Source organism: Pseudorhizobium marinum (genome assembly GCF_000705355.1).
Lineage (GTDB): Bacteria > Pseudomonadota > Alphaproteobacteria > Rhizobiales > Rhizobiaceae > Neorhizobium > Neorhizobium pelagicum.
Window position 1 is genome coordinate 15,852 of the sequence record NZ_JMQK01000028.1, and the last position, 17,401, is coordinate 33,252.

Consider the following 17,401-nt stretch of genomic DNA (forward strand, 5'->3'; position numbering starts at 1 on the left):
GCTCAAGCCGCCTGGGCAATCAACGCCATAACCGGGCAAGCGTCGCTGGATGACACCGCTGATCGCGCAGCGGCCCCTCGACTGACCTTAGTCGCGATCCAGCCGAGCCAGATGCTCTTCGCACACGAGTTTCACGCGATCATGAAGGGCGGCCGTGCGCTCGCCCAGCCAGGAAAGCGCTTCCTCGCTGATTTCGAAATGCTTCGAATACCGTGCCTTTACATAGGCCTCGTTCAGGGTGTTGAACCAGGCCCGTTCGCGATGCTGATCGCGCGGAAAAGCATCTGCTAAACGCCGATCCTGCTCTTCTGCAAGAGAGCGGAGAAACTTGATGTTGTGCGAGGGTGGAGCGTAGTTCGTCAGCGTCAGCAAGACGCAGGAATAAGCCTGCTCAAGTGATTGATGAAGTTCAAAGGACGCGACCTTGTAGTCCCTTTCACTGAGACAAAACTTCGAGACTTTAAGGAAGGTCTGCGAGAGCGAGAACCGCTCATGAAAATGCTCCCTTGCGACCCGCAGCCGATCCTCAGGCGAGAGCACTCCCGGCTCCGCCAGCGGTTCATCATCGAGTTCATAGAGGACAATCCCCTCCTTGCGAATGTCAGAGAAGAAGTACTGCCCCTCCTTGAGGAAGCTATTCACCTCGCGCCTGGAGTGAACAATGAAGCTGACTGGCGTTTCAATCGCCTTGTCGTGGATCAGCCGGTCGGCCGCCTTGTGCCAGTATTCGGCAAAATCGCAGAGCTTGCGGTTGTTGACGATGACCAGCAGGTCGAAGTCCGAGCGATAGCCCTTCATGGTGAAGGGCTCGTCGACCCAACCGCCTTTGGCATAGGAGCCGAACAGGATGATCTTCAGGATACGCCCGCGCTTCTTGAAGTCCGCCGTCCCCTCTTTGAGAGCATCCTCGAACTCCTCGTGCAGGATCTCCAGAACCCGAGCGAGTTCCCTCTGCTTGCGAAGCGGCATGTGGTCGAGGGATGATTTCATCATGGTCAAGGAATTCGAAAGTTAATTTAGGTTCATGGAAGAAAACCAAAGGGTAAGGACGCATTCTACATGTGACCGCTCGGATCTCAAATCGTCATGATGCGTCCAGGATCAGCCTACTGGCCCGCGGCTCGCTTGTATATCAGCACGGCCAGCAACACGAGTGGGGCGATGATCGCCATGATGACGAAGAGGTCGGCCCGATCAGCCGCAACCTGTTCCTCGATCTTCACCTCGGCCGTTGTCCAGACGATGCATTCTTCGTAAGCGGCGCCCTCTGGGATCTCACGACACGCCTCAACGGCAATCGCCTCGGCGCTATCTGGCGTGCTGTTCGGCATCCATCTCTCCAACGGCAGCAAGGGTGGCAGGGATCACCGTTCTGGAGTCTATATGATGCTGTCCAGGCGCTCCAGACAAAGCCCCGGGTTTCTGCTACCGGTTCCCGCTGGATCGCGTGACGCGTGGCGGACGGACCTTCTCAAAGAGAACCATGGGCCTGGGCTGCGATGCGAGTTCTTCCAGCCTTGATGGCCGCGGGGAGAGACCGTTCCGGGTATGATCGAGCTATCGAGGGAGATCTATCAGGTGAAATTCTGTAGAACATCAGCCGGCATGCCCTGAAGTCCCGGCAGCGATCGCCGGTTCCTCCTCGCATGGAGACAGGCTCGGCGCCATGATGAGAACCTGCACCGTCCGAGGACATCGGTCGACACGGCAAGGAGGTCAAACTCCGATCCGGACCCTCTGCCCACGGTCGGCGTAACGGCACCCGCCAGAGTTACTGACCCGCAGCGGCCTCGTGTTTTCCGTCTTTTTTATCAAGTGCCACCTTCAGGTACTCGGTGCTGTTGTCGATGTGCGCCCGCATGAGCAGCTTTGCGCGCTCGAGATCGCCGCTGCATATCTTGTTGTAGATCTCGAGGTGCTCGGCGTAGGCCGCGTCATACGACTTGGTCGGGACGCTTGAGGTGACCCGGATGACCTCGGCGACAAGTCCGTGCAGGTTGTTGTAGACGATCGACAGCACGCTGTTGCCGGCAGCGTCGACCAAGGCTTGATGGAAGGCTGCATCGGCTGCGGTGAAGCTGGCAAAATCCTCTCGCTTGCCAGCCTCGAGCATTGCCGCCAACGCCTCCTCGACCTTGGTGAGCTTCGATTTGCCTGCGGTTCCCAAGAGATCAATGACGTCGCTTTCGATCATCCGGCGCACGATCATCACCTCGGTCAGATGATGGGGGTTGGCGCGCAGGAGCTGGCGGACGGTCACAGCAAGCGTATCGAGGAACTCGCTGACGTCGGCACGCACCACCGTGGTCCGCTCACCATGGCGCCTTCGGACGAGGCCCTTTGTTTCCAGAACCTGGACGGCTTCCCGGACGGATCGCGTCGACACGCCGAATTCGCGCGCCAGGTCACCCTCCGACGGCAGTTTCTCGCCGACGCGCAGCTGTCCGGCCAGGATGCGCTCTTCCATTGCGGCCGCAACGGCGGCGTGCAGCTTGTCCCGGCCTGGGGTCTGGGTGGTCGTCAGTGTCATGGGTGTCCCTCAGCCATCGTAAACCGCTGCCATTGCTGTGCTGCCATAGCACAAATTAGTTATGACATAAGTGCTGTCAAGCTGCACCCGTCATGCTTGACATATGACTTATGACATGAGATCGATGAGGTGCTGGCGCTTGCACTAACGGAGGTACTGCCTGCCAGCACTGGGCAGTTGGGAGGAAAGACATGAAAGCGTTCAAAGCTGCGCTAGCGGCATCTGCTATTATCGGTGGTATTCTGGGGTCGGTTGGGCATGCCTTTGCCGAATGGCCGGAGCGGGCCATCACGGTCATCGTGCCATGGTCGGCCGGAGGCGGAACGGATGCAACCGCGCGCGCCGTTGCGCAGGAGTTGGAGGAGCGTTTTGGTCAGCCCTTCAACGTGGTGAACCGCACCGGTGGTGGTGGCCTCGTCGGTCATATCACGATCGCCAATTCTGCCCCGGATGGCTATACGCTGGGGGTAATCACTATTGAAACGACCATGTTCGAAGCCCAAGGTCTGCCAGGGGCATCGCCAGAGGCATTCACTCTGCTGGGCCGGTTCAATGCCGACGCCATCGGCATCAATGTGCGTGCAGACGCTCCCTATGCCACAGCAAAGGAGCTGGTGGAGGCGGTCAAGGCCAACCCGGGGCAGTTGAAGGCGTCCGGTGCAAATCGAGGCGGTCTTTCGCACTTGGCATGGGCGGGCTTGCTCAATCGTCTTGAAATCGATCCGCAGGCAGCGCCCTGGGTCGCCTCCGACGGTTCTGCGCCTGCCATGCAGCAGCTTGCCGCCGATGCCATCGAAGTGGTGTCGACGTCTCCTGCTGAGGCGCAGTCTCTGGTCGATGCCGGTGAGGCCAAGACCCTCCTGCTGATGGCCGACGAGCGCAGTGCGCTTTACCCGGATATTCCCACGGTATCAGAAGCGCTCGACGTCGCCTGGTCGCCCTTGCCGTTTCGCGGCCTGGCAGGTCCAGCCGGCCTTCCCGACGAGGTGGTGACCAAGGTGTCCGAGGCGCTTGCCGAGATCACCAAGGACGAAGAGTTCATCGCGCTGATGAAATCGCGAGGCTTCTCGGTTGCCTATCAGGACGCCGAGACCTTCACCAGCACGGTGATGCGCTCGCGCGACGACCTTGTCAGCGCCATGCAGGCCGTCGGCCTGGCAAAGTAGCTCTGGCGCAGGAGCTCACGCCATGACCTTCGACGAACGGATTCTCGGTCTTGCACTGCTGCTGTTCGGCATCTTGGTGGCCTGGCACTCCCAGGCCATCCCCTCGGTGCCAGGCGCCACCTTCGGGCCGTCCTTGATGCCGACGATCGTGGGACTGCTGATGGCCGGCTGCGGCCTGTCCATCTTCATCGGCGGCGTTCGCGCCGCCGATGGCGGCCCACTGGTGGATGTCTCGGTGTGGAGAGGGCAAAGGCGGGGACTTGCCTGTGCCGTGTGGGCGATTTCCGGCGTGCTTGTCGGCATTCTGTTCATGCCGATCCTCGGCTTTCCGCTGTTTGGCGTGCTGTACGCGCTGCCACTGATGCTGCTGATGCGGGCGCGTCCGCTCCCGGCGGCGATCATCTCGCTGGTGGTGGTTCTGGTTGCCTATTTCGCTTTCAAGCGCCTGCTCTACGTGCCCTTGCCCTCCGGGCCCCTGACACTCCTGGGTTAGCTCAATGACATTTGATGTTTTCATCTCGGCGCTGTGGATCGTCCTTCAGCCGCAGGTGCTGATCGTGGTGCTGCTTGCCTCCATCTACGGGCTCTTCATCGGCGCCATCCCGGGTCTGAGCGCGACCATGGCCACGGCACTGTTGATCCCGCTGACCTTCTACATGGATCCGGTGCCGGCGATTGCCGCCATTGTTGCGACGACGGCCATGGCGATCACCGCCGGCGACATCCCAGGCGTCCTGCTGCGCATCCCTGGCACGCCGGCCTCGGCGGCTTACGTCGAGGAGGCCTACGCCCTTAATATGAAGGGCAAGGCACAGCTCGCCATGGGGATCGGCATCATATTTTCCGCAGCCGGTGGCCTGTTCGGCGCGCTGGTGCTGCTGGTCAGCGCTCCGCTTCTGGCGCGAGCATCGCTGAACTTTTCCAGTTTCGAGTTCTTTTGGCTCGCCCTGCTGGGGCTGTTGACCTCCGCGCTGGTCAGCACCAATGCGCCGGCGCGCGGTCTCTTCTCGCTTTGCCTCGGGCTGCTGATCAGCACCGTCGGCCTCGACGTCACCTCCGGCCAGCCGCGTTTCACGTTCGGCGTCATCGACCTCTACGGGGGGGTCAGCTTCATCCCGACGATGATCGGCATGTTCGCCTTTGCCGAACTGCTGCGCGGCCTTTCGTCGGCAGGGACCGTTCCTCCTGTGCCAGCCAAGGAAAGCCTGTTCAGCAATCCGTTCGCCGGCGTCTGGGGCGCATTTCGCCGCTACCCGTGGAGTTTCCTGCGCGGCTCCACTCTGGGCGCGTCGATCGGCGCCCTGCCAGGGGTGGGCGGCGACCTGGCCGCCTGGATTGCCTACGGCATGAGCCGGCGCTTCTCCAGAACGCCGGAAAAGTTCGGCACCGGGCACGAAGAAGGGCTGATCGAGGCGAGTTCCTCCAACAACGCCGGCCTCTCCAGTGCCTGGGTCCCCGCGCTCGTCTTCGGCATTCCAGGAGATGCCGTCACCGCCATCGCCATCGGCGTGCTCTTCATGAAGGGCCTCAATCCAGGCCCGAAACTCTTCGTCGAGAACCCGACGATGCTGACGGCCGTCATCCTGACCTTTGCGCTGGCCAATCTGTTTCTCATCCCCATCGGCTTCCTTGCAATCAAGGGTGCCCGCTACGTTCTGGCCGTGCCCCGCGGACTGATCGTGCCGACCATCCTCGTCTTTTGCGTCGTCGGATCGTTTGCGATCAACAACACGGTCTTTGACATCGCCATCATGCTGGTGGCGGGCCTGGTGGCCTATCTGATGGAGTCCAATCGCTTTCCGATCGCGCCCGTCATTCTGGGCCTGGTGCTCGGCCCCATTCTCGAACGCAACTTCATCATGTCGATGCAGATCGCCGACGGCAACCTGATCGGCTTCTTCAGCCGGCCGGTGGCGGCCGGGCTGGGGATCCTGGTCTGCGCCATCATCGTCATCCCGATTCTTCGCAGTCTCGCCGCACGCCTGCGCAGACCGCTGTCGTCATAGACCACGTTTATCCAACACGAGGAGCAATTGCATGCACGATCCATTTTCCGTTGAAGGCCGTATCGCCGTCGTCACAGGCGGGCTGGGACAGCTCGGCACACAATTTTCCCGATCGCTGGCGCAAGCGGGCGCCAAGGTGGCGATCTTCTCGCGCCGCCCGTTCAGCGACGCCCAGATGGCTGAGAAGTTTCCCGGCCTCACCGACAACATCCGGGTCTACGAGGCAAGCGTAACGGACAAGGCGGCGCTCGAAGCCGCGACCGAACAGCTCATTGCCGATTGGGGTGTCCCTCAGATCCTCGTCAACAATGCCGGTATCGACTCCAAGCCGGACGGATCGGCCGAACAGAACGCGCCCTTCGAGGTCTATCCCCGCAAGTACTGGGACGACATCATCGAGACCAATCTGACCGGCGTCATGTTGACCAGCCAGGTGGTCGGCAGCCGCATGGCAGAAGCCAAGAGCGGCTCCATCATCAACGTCGGGTCCATCTATGGCATGGTCTCCCCCAACCAGGCTCTCTACGCCTATCGCGAGGAGAGAGACGGCGTGCCTTTCGTCAAGGCAATCTCCTACGCGGCCTCCAAGGCGGGCCTCCTGAACATGACGCGGTATCTGGCAACGTACTGGGCTCCGAAAAAGGTGAGGGTCAACCTGATCTCCTTCGGCGGTGTGAAGACGGCCAGCTTCGACAAGGAGTTCATCGACGCCTTCCTGGAACGCGTGCCGATGGGACGTCAGGCCGAGATCGACGAATACAACGGCGTGATCCGCTTCCTCGCTTCCGATGCATCTTCCTATATGACCGGCTCGAATGTCGTCGTCGACGGTGGCTTCACGGCCTGGTGAGGGGCGGCGCGATGAGCTTTTACATCGGCATTGATGTCGGCACCGGGAGCGCCCGGGCGGGACTTTTCGACCGGCAGGGGCGGTTGCTTGGCAGCGCCGCCGCATCGATAGAGACCTTTCGCCCGAGCCCGGAGCTTGCGCAGCAGAGTTCGGCCGGCATCTGGGGCGCCGTCGTCACCGCAGTGCGAGAGACGATGACGTCCTCCGGGGTCGACGCCGGGGCTGTCAGCGGCATCGGCTTCGATGCCACCTGCTCGCTGGTGGTGGCGGGGGAGGGTGGGGTACCGGTCACGGTCAGCCCCGATGGAGCGCCCGACCAGGATGTGATCCTGTGGATGGATCATCGGGCGATTGCCGACGCCGAGGCGATTACGCAGACGCGGTCACGGGTTCTGGATCATGTCGGGGGCGTCATGTCTCCGGAAATGGAGATCCCCAAGCTGCGGTGGCTCAAACGCGAGCTGCCGCAAAGCTGGAAAAGCGCCGAGACGTTCTGGGATCTGCCGGACTGGCTCGTTCATCGCGCAACCGGCAGCGACATCCGCTCTGTTTGTTCTTCAACCTGCAAGTGGACCTACCTGGGACATGAAGGGCTCCAGGGGGAGGGCTGGGACGCTCACTTCTTTGAGGCGATCGGACTGAGCGACCTCGCCGAGCGCGCCTTCGGTCAAATCGGCACCCGGTTTGCAGCAGCGGGCGTGCGCGCCGGCGGCCTTACTCCTTCTGCAGCTCAAGACCTCGGTCTTGTTGCGGACACGGCGGTCTCTACCGGCCTGATCGATGCCTATGCGGGGGCGCTGGGGACACTGGCAACAGGGGATGGTGAGGGGGGGCTCGACCTTGGCGCGCGCCTGGCGGTGATTGCCGGCACCTCCACCTGCCATATCGCGCTCACCCGCAAGCCGATGTATGTGCCGGGCATCTGGGGGCCCTACTTCGCGGTCTTGCTGGACGACTGGTGGGCCAATGAGGGTGGGCAGTCCGCGGCCGGCGCCTTACTGGATCATGTCATCGCCCGACATGCTGCAGCCGCTGAGCTGACAGCATCCTACCCAGAACGGCGGCCAGCAGACGTTTTGAACGAGCGTCTCGCATTCCTCTCCGAGGAGACCTGTTACCTGACGCGACAGCGCCATGTTCAGCCCGACTTTCACGGCAACCGTTCACCGCTGGCCGAACCATGGCGCACGGGAGCGTCTGTGGGACTGACGCTCGACGCCGGCCTCGACGATCTGGCGGTCGAGTATCTCGCAACGCAGCAGGCACTCGCCTATGGCACCCGTCACATCATCGAGGTGCTGCGCGCCAAGGGAGTCATGGTCGACATACTCGTCGTCAGTGGCGGGCTCGCCCGCAACCCCCTGTACCTGCGCGAGCACGCCGATGCGAGCGGCTGCCGCGTGATCGTGCCGGACCAGGCCGAGCCGGTGCTGCTTGGCTCTGCGATGCTCGGAGCCGCCGCCGCCGGGGACTATTCCAGTCTCGATGAGGCCATGCGCAGCATGAGCGGATCGGCCAGGGTCATCGAGCCGCGTGGGCGAGAGATCGCCCGCTACCATGACGCCAAATACACTGTCTTCCGCCGGATGCAGGACGATTATGCCGCCTATTGCGCGCTGATGAGCGGTGCAGGAGCAAGCTTTGAGAGAAGAGAGACGGGATCATGACGACAATCCAGATGGTCGCCAGTGGTGACTTGCGTGAAAGCGCGAATGTCCAATGCTGGCCGGCCCAGCAGGCCATGGAAGCGCGCATCGCAGAAGCCGTCTCTGCCACGGGACATAGCGTCTGCCGCGCACACCCCTTCAAGGCGGACAAAGGCCACGGCTTCATCGCATCTCAACGCGAAGGCATGGATATCTTCGCTGACATCGATCCGGAAGCGCCGGTCATCGTCGCCGAAGCAGTCTGGCAGTATTCTCACCACGTGCTGGCTGGTCTGGTCAGCCACAAGGGGCCGATCCTCACCGTGGCGAACTGGGCAGGGGAGTGGCCGGGGCTCGTCGGCATGCTCAACCTCAACGGCTCATTGACCAAGGCAGGCGTGCGCTATTCCACGCTCTGGAGCGAGAGCTTCGACGATGTATTCTTCTTGTCGGGGCTCAAGACCTGGATCGAGACCGGGACTTTGGATCACCCGATCACCCACGTGCGCCCGTTCGACCCGGCGCGCCTTGTCGAGGAGGATCGCAGGCTGGCAGCGTCCATCGCCGACGATATCCGCCACAGGAAGGTGATCCTCGGCGTTTTCGATGAAGGCTGCATGGGCATGTACAATGCCATCGTGCCGGACGAATTGTTGATGCCGCTGGGCGTCTACAAGGAGCGCTTGTCGCAGTCCGCCCTCTATCACGCCACCATGGCTGTGGAGGAGGAGGAGGCGCGCGCCGTCTACCAGTGGATGCTCGACCGGGGGATGCGCTTTCATCTGGGGCGTGACCCAACTCTGGAGTTGACGCAGCAGCAGGTGATCCACCAATGCCGCATGTACATTGCCGCCGTGCGAATGGCCGATTCCTTCGGTTGCGAGGCGATCGGCATCCAGTACCAGCAGGGCCTGAAGGATCTTCTGCCAGCGTCAGATCTCGTCGAGGGCATGCTCAACAACGACGATCGTCCTGACGTCATGCGGGAGGACGCAAGCATCATTCGCCAAGGGCAGGCGATCGTTCACTTCAACGAGGTGGACGAGTGCGCAGGCCTCGACGGCCTTTTGATCAATCGCGTGCATCGCGCCTTGGGGCAACCTGTCGAGACCACGCTTCACGACCTGCGTTGGGGTGACGTCGACCGGTCAGGGTCCCGGGATGACTTCATCTGGGTCTTCGAGATTTCCGGGGCTGCTCCTCCAGCGCATCACGAAGGGGGATGGGCAGGATCAGAAAGCCTGCGCCAGCCACCCATGTTCTTTCCCGCCGGCGGTGGCACCCTGCGTGGTGTGGCCAAGCCTGGGGAACTGGTCTGGAGCAGGATCTACATAGAGGATAACCGGTTGCAGATGGACATCGGCCGTGGCCAGGCAGTGTCACTGCCCGAGATGGAGACCCGCAGACGCTCCGAGGCCACCAACCCGCAATGGCCGATCATGCATGCGGTCCTCACCGGCGTGGACCGCGATGCAATGATGGCGCGCCATAAGGCCAATCACATTCAAGTCGTCTACGCTAACTCGCCAAACGAGGCAAACCGCTCCATGGGCGTCAAGGCCGCACTGGCCATGGAGCTCGGCATCGCGGTGCACCTTTGCGGTGTCGACGCCCAATCCAGCACACAATCAGCACCAGAAGCTTACCAAGGAGCATCGCAATGACCTACGACTATGCCGCAACAGATTGGGAATCGATCGAACGGCTCTCCAAGTGGTATTCGGGCGACATCCACGACGTCATGGACAAACACGGCGCCTACGGTCATCTCAAAGGCATATCCTTGTTCGGGAGTCTCGCAGCAGGCCAGGTGGTATGCGGACCGGCAGTCACGGTTCTTTACGAGCCCAGCACACGAGTCGGTCAGCCGCAGGACGTCTATCATGCGGCCATCGACGGCGTGGTCAAGGGCGGTGTTCTGATGGTGGATGCCTCGTGCGCGGAGGGATCGGGAACCGGAGAGCTGATGTCGACCGGCGCCAAGGTTGCAGGGGCAGCCGCAACGGTCGTGCATGGGACGGTGCGCGATCTGGCCGAGGTGAGGCACCTCGACTATCCGCTGTTTGCCCGTTCGGCCAGCCCGGTGGGTGTCTCGGGCCGCATGGAACCGACCCAGTCCCAGGTGGACCTGGATATAGATGGCGTGCGGGTTCGTCCCGGCGACGTGATCTTTGGGGACATCAGTGGCGTGGTGGTAATCCCGAGGGAACTGGTAAAAACCATCGCGGACGCAGCTGACGACAATGGCAAGGCCGAGTCCAGTTGCCGCAAACGGATATTGGACGGCGAAAAGCTCCAGAGCGTTTGGCCGATGGGAAGCAGCGGCCCCGCCTGACCGTATCCTGCCGATCCCTGGCCAGACGTTTGGGCAGGTGAAGCGACGTATCTAAGGATGCTTGAGAGGGCAGGCCGTCCGACAGCAGGCAGTCTGCCCGTAACCAGAGGCTACGCGGCGCTGCCAAATTCTCGAGAACAATTGGCGAAGACGTAGTAGGCGGAGCTTCTTCGTGACGGCGCCGATATTCCGTGCGCCGGTAAGACGCCTCCCTCAATCGCATTCGACGGTGCCGTCAGAATCGTTTTGTGGGGTCTCAAGGAGAGTGAGGTGTTCACTTCGGCTTCTGCCTAGCTCGTATACAGCCCGGTCACCTCCGGCGTGCCACATCGACTTGAGGTTTCTGAAACCGAAGCATTCCGCGAGACGTATTGGCGACAAGGCATAGCCCGATACGGTAACTTCTCCGCTCTCTGCCCCGAACAGGCGGACGAGCTTCTTTGGCGAAGGCGGTTCGGAGGTGTAGGCCAGCAACCGAACGTCGGCACCAACTGCTTCATAGAGCCTCTTTGTCCGGTTGGAAAGCTGGTCGTATTCTATCGCATCCGTGACTTCTGCTCCCGCAAGAGGTTGCGACGACCAGGGGTTGGGACCCCCATGCCAGACGATAAGGGAGCCGGATTCCGCTATCACCTTATCCGCAATCGGTAACAGATAATTAGCGCAGCTTGAGAAACAAGCTTCATCAACGTAGAGAGCCCCAATCCTGCCGATCAGATTTTCCGCAATCGAGAGCCAGAGATCAACTGGCCCTCCCGTCGTGCGGACCACGATATCGAGCCTCGGCATCGCGCGAAGAACCATGAGAAGCTTGGGGAGGTCGATATCGACCAGGCTGCCGGCGAGGCAGAGAACCGGTCCACCTTGCCCTTCCACCACTGACCAGCCTCCGGAGCCATTGGGAGAAAGGTCTTTAGCGAACCTCTCTCTGCACGACAAAACACTGGCATCTGGGACTGCGCCCAATGTTGCGTCGACGCACGATACCGCCAGACCAACAGAGAGCAGGAATTTACCTACCCAGGTCCACATATATCTTCTGTCTGCTGATGGTAACCGGGATCTGCTCGCGTTTAATCTCAACCTCTTGCCGAGCCTTCTGCACCTCCACAGCGCTCTTGCTCCGAGTCGTTTCGACAGCGGAGGATTCCTGGTTAAGTTCGACAACTCTCTGTTGAAATTCAAGCGGGACCGAAATCTGCTCGATCTCAATGCGAACGTTTTTGCGGCACTCCTCCTGAAGAGAAACATCGCCGCACAGCTTTACGTTCTGACGCTTTATCTCAACCACAAGCGCTTCAGGTTTTGCACCGAAGAGAAATTCCACCCGGCGGTTTCTCGCCTTGTTTCTTGGACTGTTGTTGGGGACGATCGGCATGAACTCCCCGAACGACACGCGATAGATAGAGGCCTGGTAGATGCCCCGCACTACGAGCGCTGACGCAACAGCATGTGCCCTTGCCAGACCCAACGTCAGATTGGGTTCGTCATTTCCATCGGAATCGGTATGCCCTGCAACAAACAAGGCCACATCAGGCGGCTCAAGCTTTAGGCTTTCTGCAATGACATCGAGAAGAGGATATGCTTCCGGCCGGATCTTGTCGCTGCCACTGTCGAAAAAAACGTCCTGCTGGGCCACCACGCGCAAAACCGGAATATCTGCGGGGAATTCAACAAGCCCGTGCGCGGCCGCGGATACCGACTCCTCGTAAAAGGTGAAAGCCTGGTCTCCCTTCGATAACCTCTTGAGCCTTGCGAGACGGTCCGCATGCTCGATTCCGACCGTCTCCCATGCATCGACCGGGCAGGGGAGCCCGGGTGGAAGTTCAACCGGACATGCGTCTGACGCGGCAAGGGCCGTGCCGCTTTGCAACATTGCGGCGATCACCAGGCTCCCGAAGAATAATCTAAAAGACCGCATTGTCGACCCGTTGGAGGGTGAAGCTGATGCCGTCTTCCTGGCCGTTGATGACACAAATCGAGTCGGAAATTTTTCCCTTGAGTTGATCTCCGGATGTGGAGAAAGACAATTCACGCAGGCCACCAAACGGCATCCAGCCCTCGCATGTCGGTGTTGCACCTTGTTTGTCGCTCCATATCTGCGCAAACACTCGGTCGCCGACGAAGGTACAATTGTCACCGTCGGTGCAGTTGAGGATGCCGCCAAATGGCACGAAGCGCAGCCGGTCGGATTGCTCCTCAATCCAGGACATCGTAACCGAGCCATTTACATCTTGCGCGAGGCGCATCCGGACTGGGTATTGATCGCCGCCATAGGAGATGCCGCCCTGATAGACTGCGACCTTGATTGGAACGCCGTTGCTTCCAATCGCTCCGCCCTCACCAGCAATTGTCTCAACCTTGCCTTTTGCAGTGAGGAAAAAAGCCTTGAGATACTCTGCGGCTTCTTCGCTAACCGCTGTCCCCGTCGAGAAAAGTCCGACTTCGACGCGCTGGAGATCGAGGGTAATCGCGTCTGCGTCCGACCGTCCCTGAGCCCTCGCTGTAGCGATGTCCGCCACAGGCAGGTTGTAGGCTGAAAGATTGGAGTAGATGATCAGACGTGGCAGCCCATCGGAGAGGGAATAGGCCTTAGTACGGCTGAGGGACTGGATGAGGGCCCCATGTGCGAAGTCGAGACGTGAGGCTGGCGAACCTATTTTAGCGTTCTTCATGCCCTGTACCAACGAGATGGTTGCGGTTCGGGAAAACTCCTCTGCGGCTTTCTCATTCGCAGACCGCCAATCGCTGCCGAAGAACGTTTGCATGCTGGTGGTTTCTTGGTCCAGCTTTGCGGCCTCCTCCTTCCCAACGGTCGGAAGGCACCCAGTAAACAGCGGTGTGAGGCCAGATCCGTCAGAATTGGCGATGGCAATGGTTATCCGTTCCCGCGGCGACATCATTTGGTCGATAGCGACATTGCGGGCATCAAAGAACTGGGCAGCGAAGCGTCTCCACGCCGTGTTATCGGGCGAAGGCCCCTCCGGGGCGTCCTCCGTTGCGACTGCTCCGTCGATCACAACGTAAGTATGGCGCAGCGATGGTTCGCCAGTCTCACTCGAACAGAACGTGTCTACAGTCTTGACCTGAGCTGCTGCGGGAAAGGTGATGCTGCACAGGAGAATGCAGGAAAGGAAATGTCTCTTCATCCCAAGCTCCTAGAGGTATTTGAGGGCAAGAGGACGGGCTGCGTACCGGGTTGCGTCCAGCATCTCCTCTTCAACGGCATCCAACTCGGGCTGCACCTCGAATTGGGCTCGCTTGCCTCGCAAGGCCGAGGTCAACTGCATCCGATACAGTTCAAGCGCCGCGATGACACGGGCGTCTTGTTCTGCGACCTTTGCAAGAAGAGAACGGCCGATAGAGAATTCGGTGTCTGACGCCAACGACGCGTGCTTGTTGCGAGCCTGCGCGATCTCTTTCTCGCACATCGCGTCGATCTTCTCGAACTCCCTATTCAGCGGCTGATTGATGCGCTCATGGAGCGCATACATTTTCTTCTCCGCCTTTAGCTTGTGCTGCAATGCTTGCGGATAGTTATGGTCTTCGTCGTGCGCATAGAAAGCGATTGCCACGCCGAGAAGCCAGACCAGAACGTTGCCGATCATGGAGCCACCGATCATAAAGAGCGCACTCGGGGCTTCACCGCCGATCACAGAGTTTTCGAGAAGCCGTTCTGCAAGAAGGCTATTTCGCGCGTACCATACAAGGGACAGTACCGAGGAGAGTAGCAGAAAACCGATGCTGAGCATCCAAGCCGAACTCGCCCGATCACCGTCCTTTCGGTGAGCTCCAAAACGAGATTCCAGCTGCTTGATGACCGTGCCATGAAGATGTGAGGCATAGGCAATGGCGATAGCCACAATCATTGTGACCCCCGTCGCAATTGCCGGTGTGAACATCTCGAGGGCGCTGAAACTCTCAAAGTTGATCAGCGCTTCAAATACGCCGATTACGCCAATTGCTGGCAGGTACCAGATGGGCGTGGGTCTAGCCTCCCTTCCGTGACGCGCACGGAGCTCGTCGTAGTCTTCCTTTGCTTTGGCATACTCGTGGCGGGCGGAATCATAGCGCTCATAGTCGGCGCCCCGCTTCTCACGACTGCTCTTTTGGGCCTGACGTTTCTGCTCAATGCGACGATCCTGCTCGTGCGAAATTGTTCGCTCAAGAAAGACGCCGCGGGTTCTTTTTTGATCGTTGTTTACTCCCAGGATGGTCGAAACAGCGTCGAGGGCTTGGCCGCGTGGACCAGAGATATAGCTTCGGTACCAGGACGCCATGTAAGGCGTAAGATTGGCAGGTAACTGCCCCACATGGTCCGTGAGTCTGATCTGTTGGGTTTCCACCTCGTTGGGGAGACCAGCGAGTAGGTTGCTCACGAGCTCTCCGCTTGGGGAAAGATCGAGGCTTCTGTAGCCATCCACTTGGCTATTGTCTGTCATTATATTCATCCCCACTGCCTCACGACGCGATTGGCTTCCAGTCGCCTGTATCCAGGCGGCACCAAAGCTGCTTGCCGCCGCTTGCAGTCTGGCCAGCGACATTGACGGTCTGCTGTGAGTAGCGGCATGCCGTGAACTGCGACTTCGAACTGTCAGCCGTTTTTGTCGAAGTACCCCCGGATGCTGCCGTTGCTCTCGGAGTCGGAATCGGAGCGTTTGAGACGCTGGTGGTGACAGCTACGTTTTTCCCACTATTGTTGGAGAAGCGAGTTGTGCGGGTCGAGTTGGCAGCGATCGCATCCAGTTCAGCCTCTCGAACACGTGCCCGATCTTCGGCAGCAGCGACTTGCATCAGCACGGCGCAAGCCCCGGCACCGGCCACGCCACCAATGATGGCGCCTTGTCCGGCACCCCTTCCACCGTTGATAGCCGCACCGGCTAGGGCACCTATGCCAGCCGACAACACTACACTGGCCACGCACTGGCCGATTGCACGATCCATGGCGGTGCGTGACGCATATGATGCCCCGCCAGGAACAGTTGTACAGCCACTGAGTGATAGTGCAGTCAACGCGAACGCAACCACCGCACTCGTCGTGCGTCGATGAATTTCAAACATACCCTAGCCCCTTCTATGCCCGGAAAAATGATAGCCATCTGCGCGCAGAGTCTGCAACAAAAAAGGAAGAGCGACCCCAGATTGCATGATCTTTTGGTGAATCATGCATATCCATCCACCCTTCAGAAAGGTGGTGAGCCTAGGCAGTGTCCCCATAAACGGGGTTCATCTTATTGACGGCGTGTGATTCAATCTCCTTGAAAGGAGATTGCCATGCGCCGTCACGAATTGAGCGATGAAGAATGGGCTGTCATTGCACCGCTGCTGCCGAACAATAGCCGTGGAGTTGAACGTGTCGACGACCGCCGGGTGATCAACGGCATCCTATGGCGCTTCAGGACTGGCTCATCCTGGCGAGATGTGCCGGAGCGTTACGGTCCGCGCACGACGCTCTACAATCGGTTCTCCCGCTGGCGCAAGGCGGGCGTCTGGGATCGTCTTCTGGACGCTGTTTCAAAGCGCTACGATGGAGATATCGTGATGATCGACAGCTCTTGTGTTCGCGTTCACCAGCATGGTGCCAATGCTAAAAAGGGGGCTCTGCCGATCCTTGCATGGGACGTTCCCGCGGCGGCCTGACGACAAAGATCCATGCTCTTGTCGATGCGGACGGCAGACCGGTTCGGCTGGAACTCACGGCTGGTCAGGCTGCCGATGCACCGATGGCCGAAAAGCTGCTGAACGACCTACAGCCCGGCGCAACGATTTTTGCTGACAAAGCATACGACACCGACGCAATTCGTGACTTTGCCAAGCAACACAAATGCTGGGCGAATATCCCTGCAAAGGCCAATCGAAAACAAACGTTCAGCTTCAGCCGTTGGGTCTACCGTCAGCGCAATCTCGTGGAGCGGTTCTTCAACCGTATCAAGCAGATGCGTGGCCTCGCGACGCGATACGACCGGCGCGCGGACAATTACCTCGCCGCCCTCAAGCTTGCCGCGACGAGGATATGGATTGCCTCAGCTAATGAGTCCGCATCCTAGGGAGAGGAGACCATTAGCGTTACTGCAATGTCCTGCCAGCCATGACGCAGACGCAGGCATGTTTGATCCTGCAGCGCCCGCCGCTATGGTGCGCTAGCGCCACGTCAGATCAGATTGGTCCAGCTTCCGAAACAGTTATCGCGTGAACAGAGCCTGCTCGCCGGCACCCAGAGCCGCACGGGCCGCATGATTTCGCTCAGGCGTATCCGCCAACTTATAGCCCGCCTCAAGAAGACGGTTAGTGTATATTCTGTTATATATGAAAGCCCAGATCAGATTTACGAAAAACCAGCCAAAACCAATCCCTAGGAAGCCGGCGATAAAGCCGACAGCCAGCATTCCCAGGCCAATTCCGACGTCTCCTCTTATAAGAGCGGGAAAGCCGCCAAAAAAGAAACTTGTCCAGCTGAAGCCGTAAAACCCAGTTTTCCCAACCCCAGAACTAGGATGTTGCAGTTGAACCAAAGTAGCCATCGAATCCCCCCGTAAGCAATAGCATTATCCATTGATCGAAAACGGGTGCTTTGCAAGGACATGGACAGGATATTCTCACAACTATGTCTCAGCAGCAGAAATGACGCTGACGCGGCAGGGACACGGGGTTCGTCAGAGGGCATGATCGCGATTTGATCGACCCGATCATTGCGTCGAAGCCGAAGGTCGCAGCCATCAATGTGGACATCGGCAAGGACGCCACACTGCTCCAGAGCTTGCCCCTCGTCCTGACCACCGCGCAGATCGGACAGAGCCGGCGCCTGCTTTTTTTGCGCCGGGCCGGCGCTGGCGATGTCGTTATCCGCTCACCCTGGTGAACTGGTTTG

At 59.8% G+C, this 17,401-nt stretch carries 17 protein-coding genes; 9 read left to right on the forward strand and 8 right to left on the reverse strand.

Annotation, left to right across the window (positions count from 1 at the left end; genetic code table 11):
• Nucleotides 1–87: 87 nt before the first annotated feature.
• The 3 genes from EO99_RS0122800 to EO99_RS0122810 all read right to left on the reverse strand — a co-directional run bounded on the left by EO99_RS0122800 (nucleotide 88) and on the right by EO99_RS0122810 (nucleotide 2,530).
• Nucleotides 88–993, reverse strand: a complete 906-nt coding sequence (locus tag EO99_RS0122800; protein WP_029620873.1) for a nucleotidyltransferase and HEPN domain-containing protein — start codon at nucleotides 991–993, stop codon at nucleotides 88–90.
• 113 nt (nucleotides 994–1,106) lie between these two features.
• Nucleotides 1,107–1,331 (reverse strand): hypothetical protein, encoded by a 225-nt coding sequence (locus tag EO99_RS0122805; protein WP_029620874.1) that lies wholly within the window; start codon nucleotides 1,329–1,331, stop codon nucleotides 1,107–1,109.
• A 440-nt stretch (nucleotides 1,332–1,771) separates the two neighbouring features.
• The gene (locus EO99_RS0122810) at nucleotides 1,772–2,530 is read right to left on the reverse strand and encodes a FadR/GntR family transcriptional regulator (RefSeq protein WP_029620875.1); all 759 of its coding nucleotides are present in this window, start codon (nucleotides 2,528–2,530) and stop codon (nucleotides 1,772–1,774) included.
• 191 nt (nucleotides 2,531–2,721) lie between these two features.
• Between EO99_RS0122810 and EO99_RS0122815 the strand changes: the two genes are divergently transcribed.
• From EO99_RS0122815 to EO99_RS0122845, 7 genes are read left to right on the forward strand one after another with little or no spacing between them, the layout of a single operon-like run.
• Nucleotides 2,722–3,696, forward strand: coding sequence for a tripartite tricarboxylate transporter substrate binding protein (locus tag EO99_RS0122815; RefSeq protein WP_029620876.1), 975 nt, complete (start codon nucleotides 2,722–2,724; stop codon nucleotides 3,694–3,696).
• Between the two features lie 22 nt (nucleotides 3,697–3,718).
• A complete protein-coding gene (locus tag EO99_RS0122820) occupies nucleotides 3,719–4,189 on the forward strand; it encodes a tripartite tricarboxylate transporter TctB family protein (protein ID WP_029620877.1) in 471 nt (156 codons plus the stop codon).
• Between the two features lie 4 nt (nucleotides 4,190–4,193).
• The gene (locus EO99_RS0122825; RefSeq protein WP_029620878.1) at nucleotides 4,194–5,702 is read left to right on the forward strand and encodes a tripartite tricarboxylate transporter permease; all 1,509 of its coding nucleotides are present in this window, start codon (nucleotides 4,194–4,196) and stop codon (nucleotides 5,700–5,702) included.
• A 31-nt stretch (nucleotides 5,703–5,733) separates the two neighbouring features.
• A complete protein-coding gene (locus EO99_RS0122830; protein WP_029620879.1) occupies nucleotides 5,734–6,552 on the forward strand; it encodes an SDR family oxidoreductase in 819 nt (272 codons plus the stop codon).
• 11 nt (nucleotides 6,553–6,563) lie between these two features.
• On the forward strand, nucleotides 6,564–8,219 hold the full coding sequence (locus EO99_RS0122835) for an FGGY-family carbohydrate kinase (protein WP_029620880.1): 1,656 nt from the start codon (nucleotides 6,564–6,566) through the stop codon (nucleotides 8,217–8,219).
• Nucleotides 8,216–9,862 carry a fucose isomerase gene (locus EO99_RS0122840; protein WP_051680033.1) on the forward strand — a complete coding sequence of 549 codons (1,647 nt, stop codon included), beginning with the start codon at nucleotides 8,216–8,218 and terminating at the stop codon, nucleotides 9,860–9,862. The genes EO99_RS0122835 and EO99_RS0122840 overlap by 4 nt, the downstream gene beginning before the upstream one ends.
• Nucleotides 9,859–10,533: an RraA family protein gene (locus EO99_RS0122845; RefSeq protein ID WP_029620882.1), complete on the forward strand. Its 675-nt coding sequence runs from the start codon at nucleotides 9,859–9,861 to the stop codon at nucleotides 10,531–10,533. Before EO99_RS0122840 ends, EO99_RS0122845 begins: the two co-directional genes overlap by 4 nt.
• Before the next feature lie 213 nt (nucleotides 10,534–10,746).
• Here EO99_RS0122845 and EO99_RS0122850 read toward each other — a convergent pair whose 3' ends face one another.
• The 4 genes from EO99_RS0122850 to EO99_RS0122865 are packed head-to-tail and all read right to left on the reverse strand — an operon-like array spanning nucleotide 10,747 to nucleotide 15,077.
• Entirely contained in the window at nucleotides 10,747–11,565 is an 819-nt protein-coding gene (locus EO99_RS0122850) for a hypothetical protein (protein WP_156034974.1), read from the reverse strand.
• Nucleotides 11,546–12,421, reverse strand: a complete 876-nt coding sequence (locus EO99_RS26470; protein WP_162179333.1) for an OmpA family protein — start codon at nucleotides 12,419–12,421, stop codon at nucleotides 11,546–11,548. The genes EO99_RS0122850 and EO99_RS26470 overlap by 20 nt, the downstream gene beginning before the upstream one ends.
• A 19-nt stretch (nucleotides 12,422–12,440) precedes the next feature.
• Nucleotides 12,441–13,682 carry a hypothetical protein gene (locus EO99_RS27885; RefSeq protein WP_029620885.1) on the reverse strand — a complete coding sequence of 414 codons (1,242 nt, stop codon included), beginning with the start codon at nucleotides 13,680–13,682 and terminating at the stop codon, nucleotides 12,441–12,443.
• Nucleotides 13,683–13,691: 9 nt separating this feature from the next.
• Entirely contained in the window at nucleotides 13,692–15,077 is a 1,386-nt protein-coding gene (locus tag EO99_RS0122865; protein WP_029620886.1) for a hypothetical protein, read from the reverse strand.
• A gap of 730 nt (nucleotides 15,078–15,807) precedes the next feature.
• On the opposite strand from EO99_RS0122865, the gene EO99_RS27245 reads away from it, so the two are divergent.
• Nucleotides 15,808–16,580, forward strand: a protein-coding gene (locus EO99_RS27245) for an IS5 family transposase (RefSeq protein ID WP_408002885.1) whose coding sequence is annotated in 2 segments (ribosomal slippage) — nucleotides 15,808–16,128 and nucleotides 16,131–16,580 — 771 coding nt in all. Because the reading frame shifts where the segments join, the coding sequence is not laid out codon by codon here.
• A gap of 135 nt (nucleotides 16,581–16,715) precedes the next feature.
• Here the strand turns inward: EO99_RS27245 and EO99_RS0122880 are convergent.
• Nucleotides 16,716–17,054, reverse strand: coding sequence for a hypothetical protein (locus EO99_RS0122880; protein ID WP_029620889.1), 339 nt, complete (start codon nucleotides 17,052–17,054; stop codon nucleotides 16,716–16,718).
• Nucleotides 17,055–17,206: 152 nt separating this feature from the next.
• Here EO99_RS0122880 and EO99_RS0122885 point away from each other — a divergent pair, with 152 nt between their 5' ends.
• Nucleotides 17,207–17,392: a hypothetical protein gene (locus EO99_RS0122885; RefSeq protein ID WP_029620890.1), complete on the forward strand. Its 186-nt coding sequence runs from the start codon at nucleotides 17,207–17,209 to the stop codon at nucleotides 17,390–17,392.
• The last annotated feature ends 9 nt before the right edge of the window (nucleotides 17,393–17,401 follow it).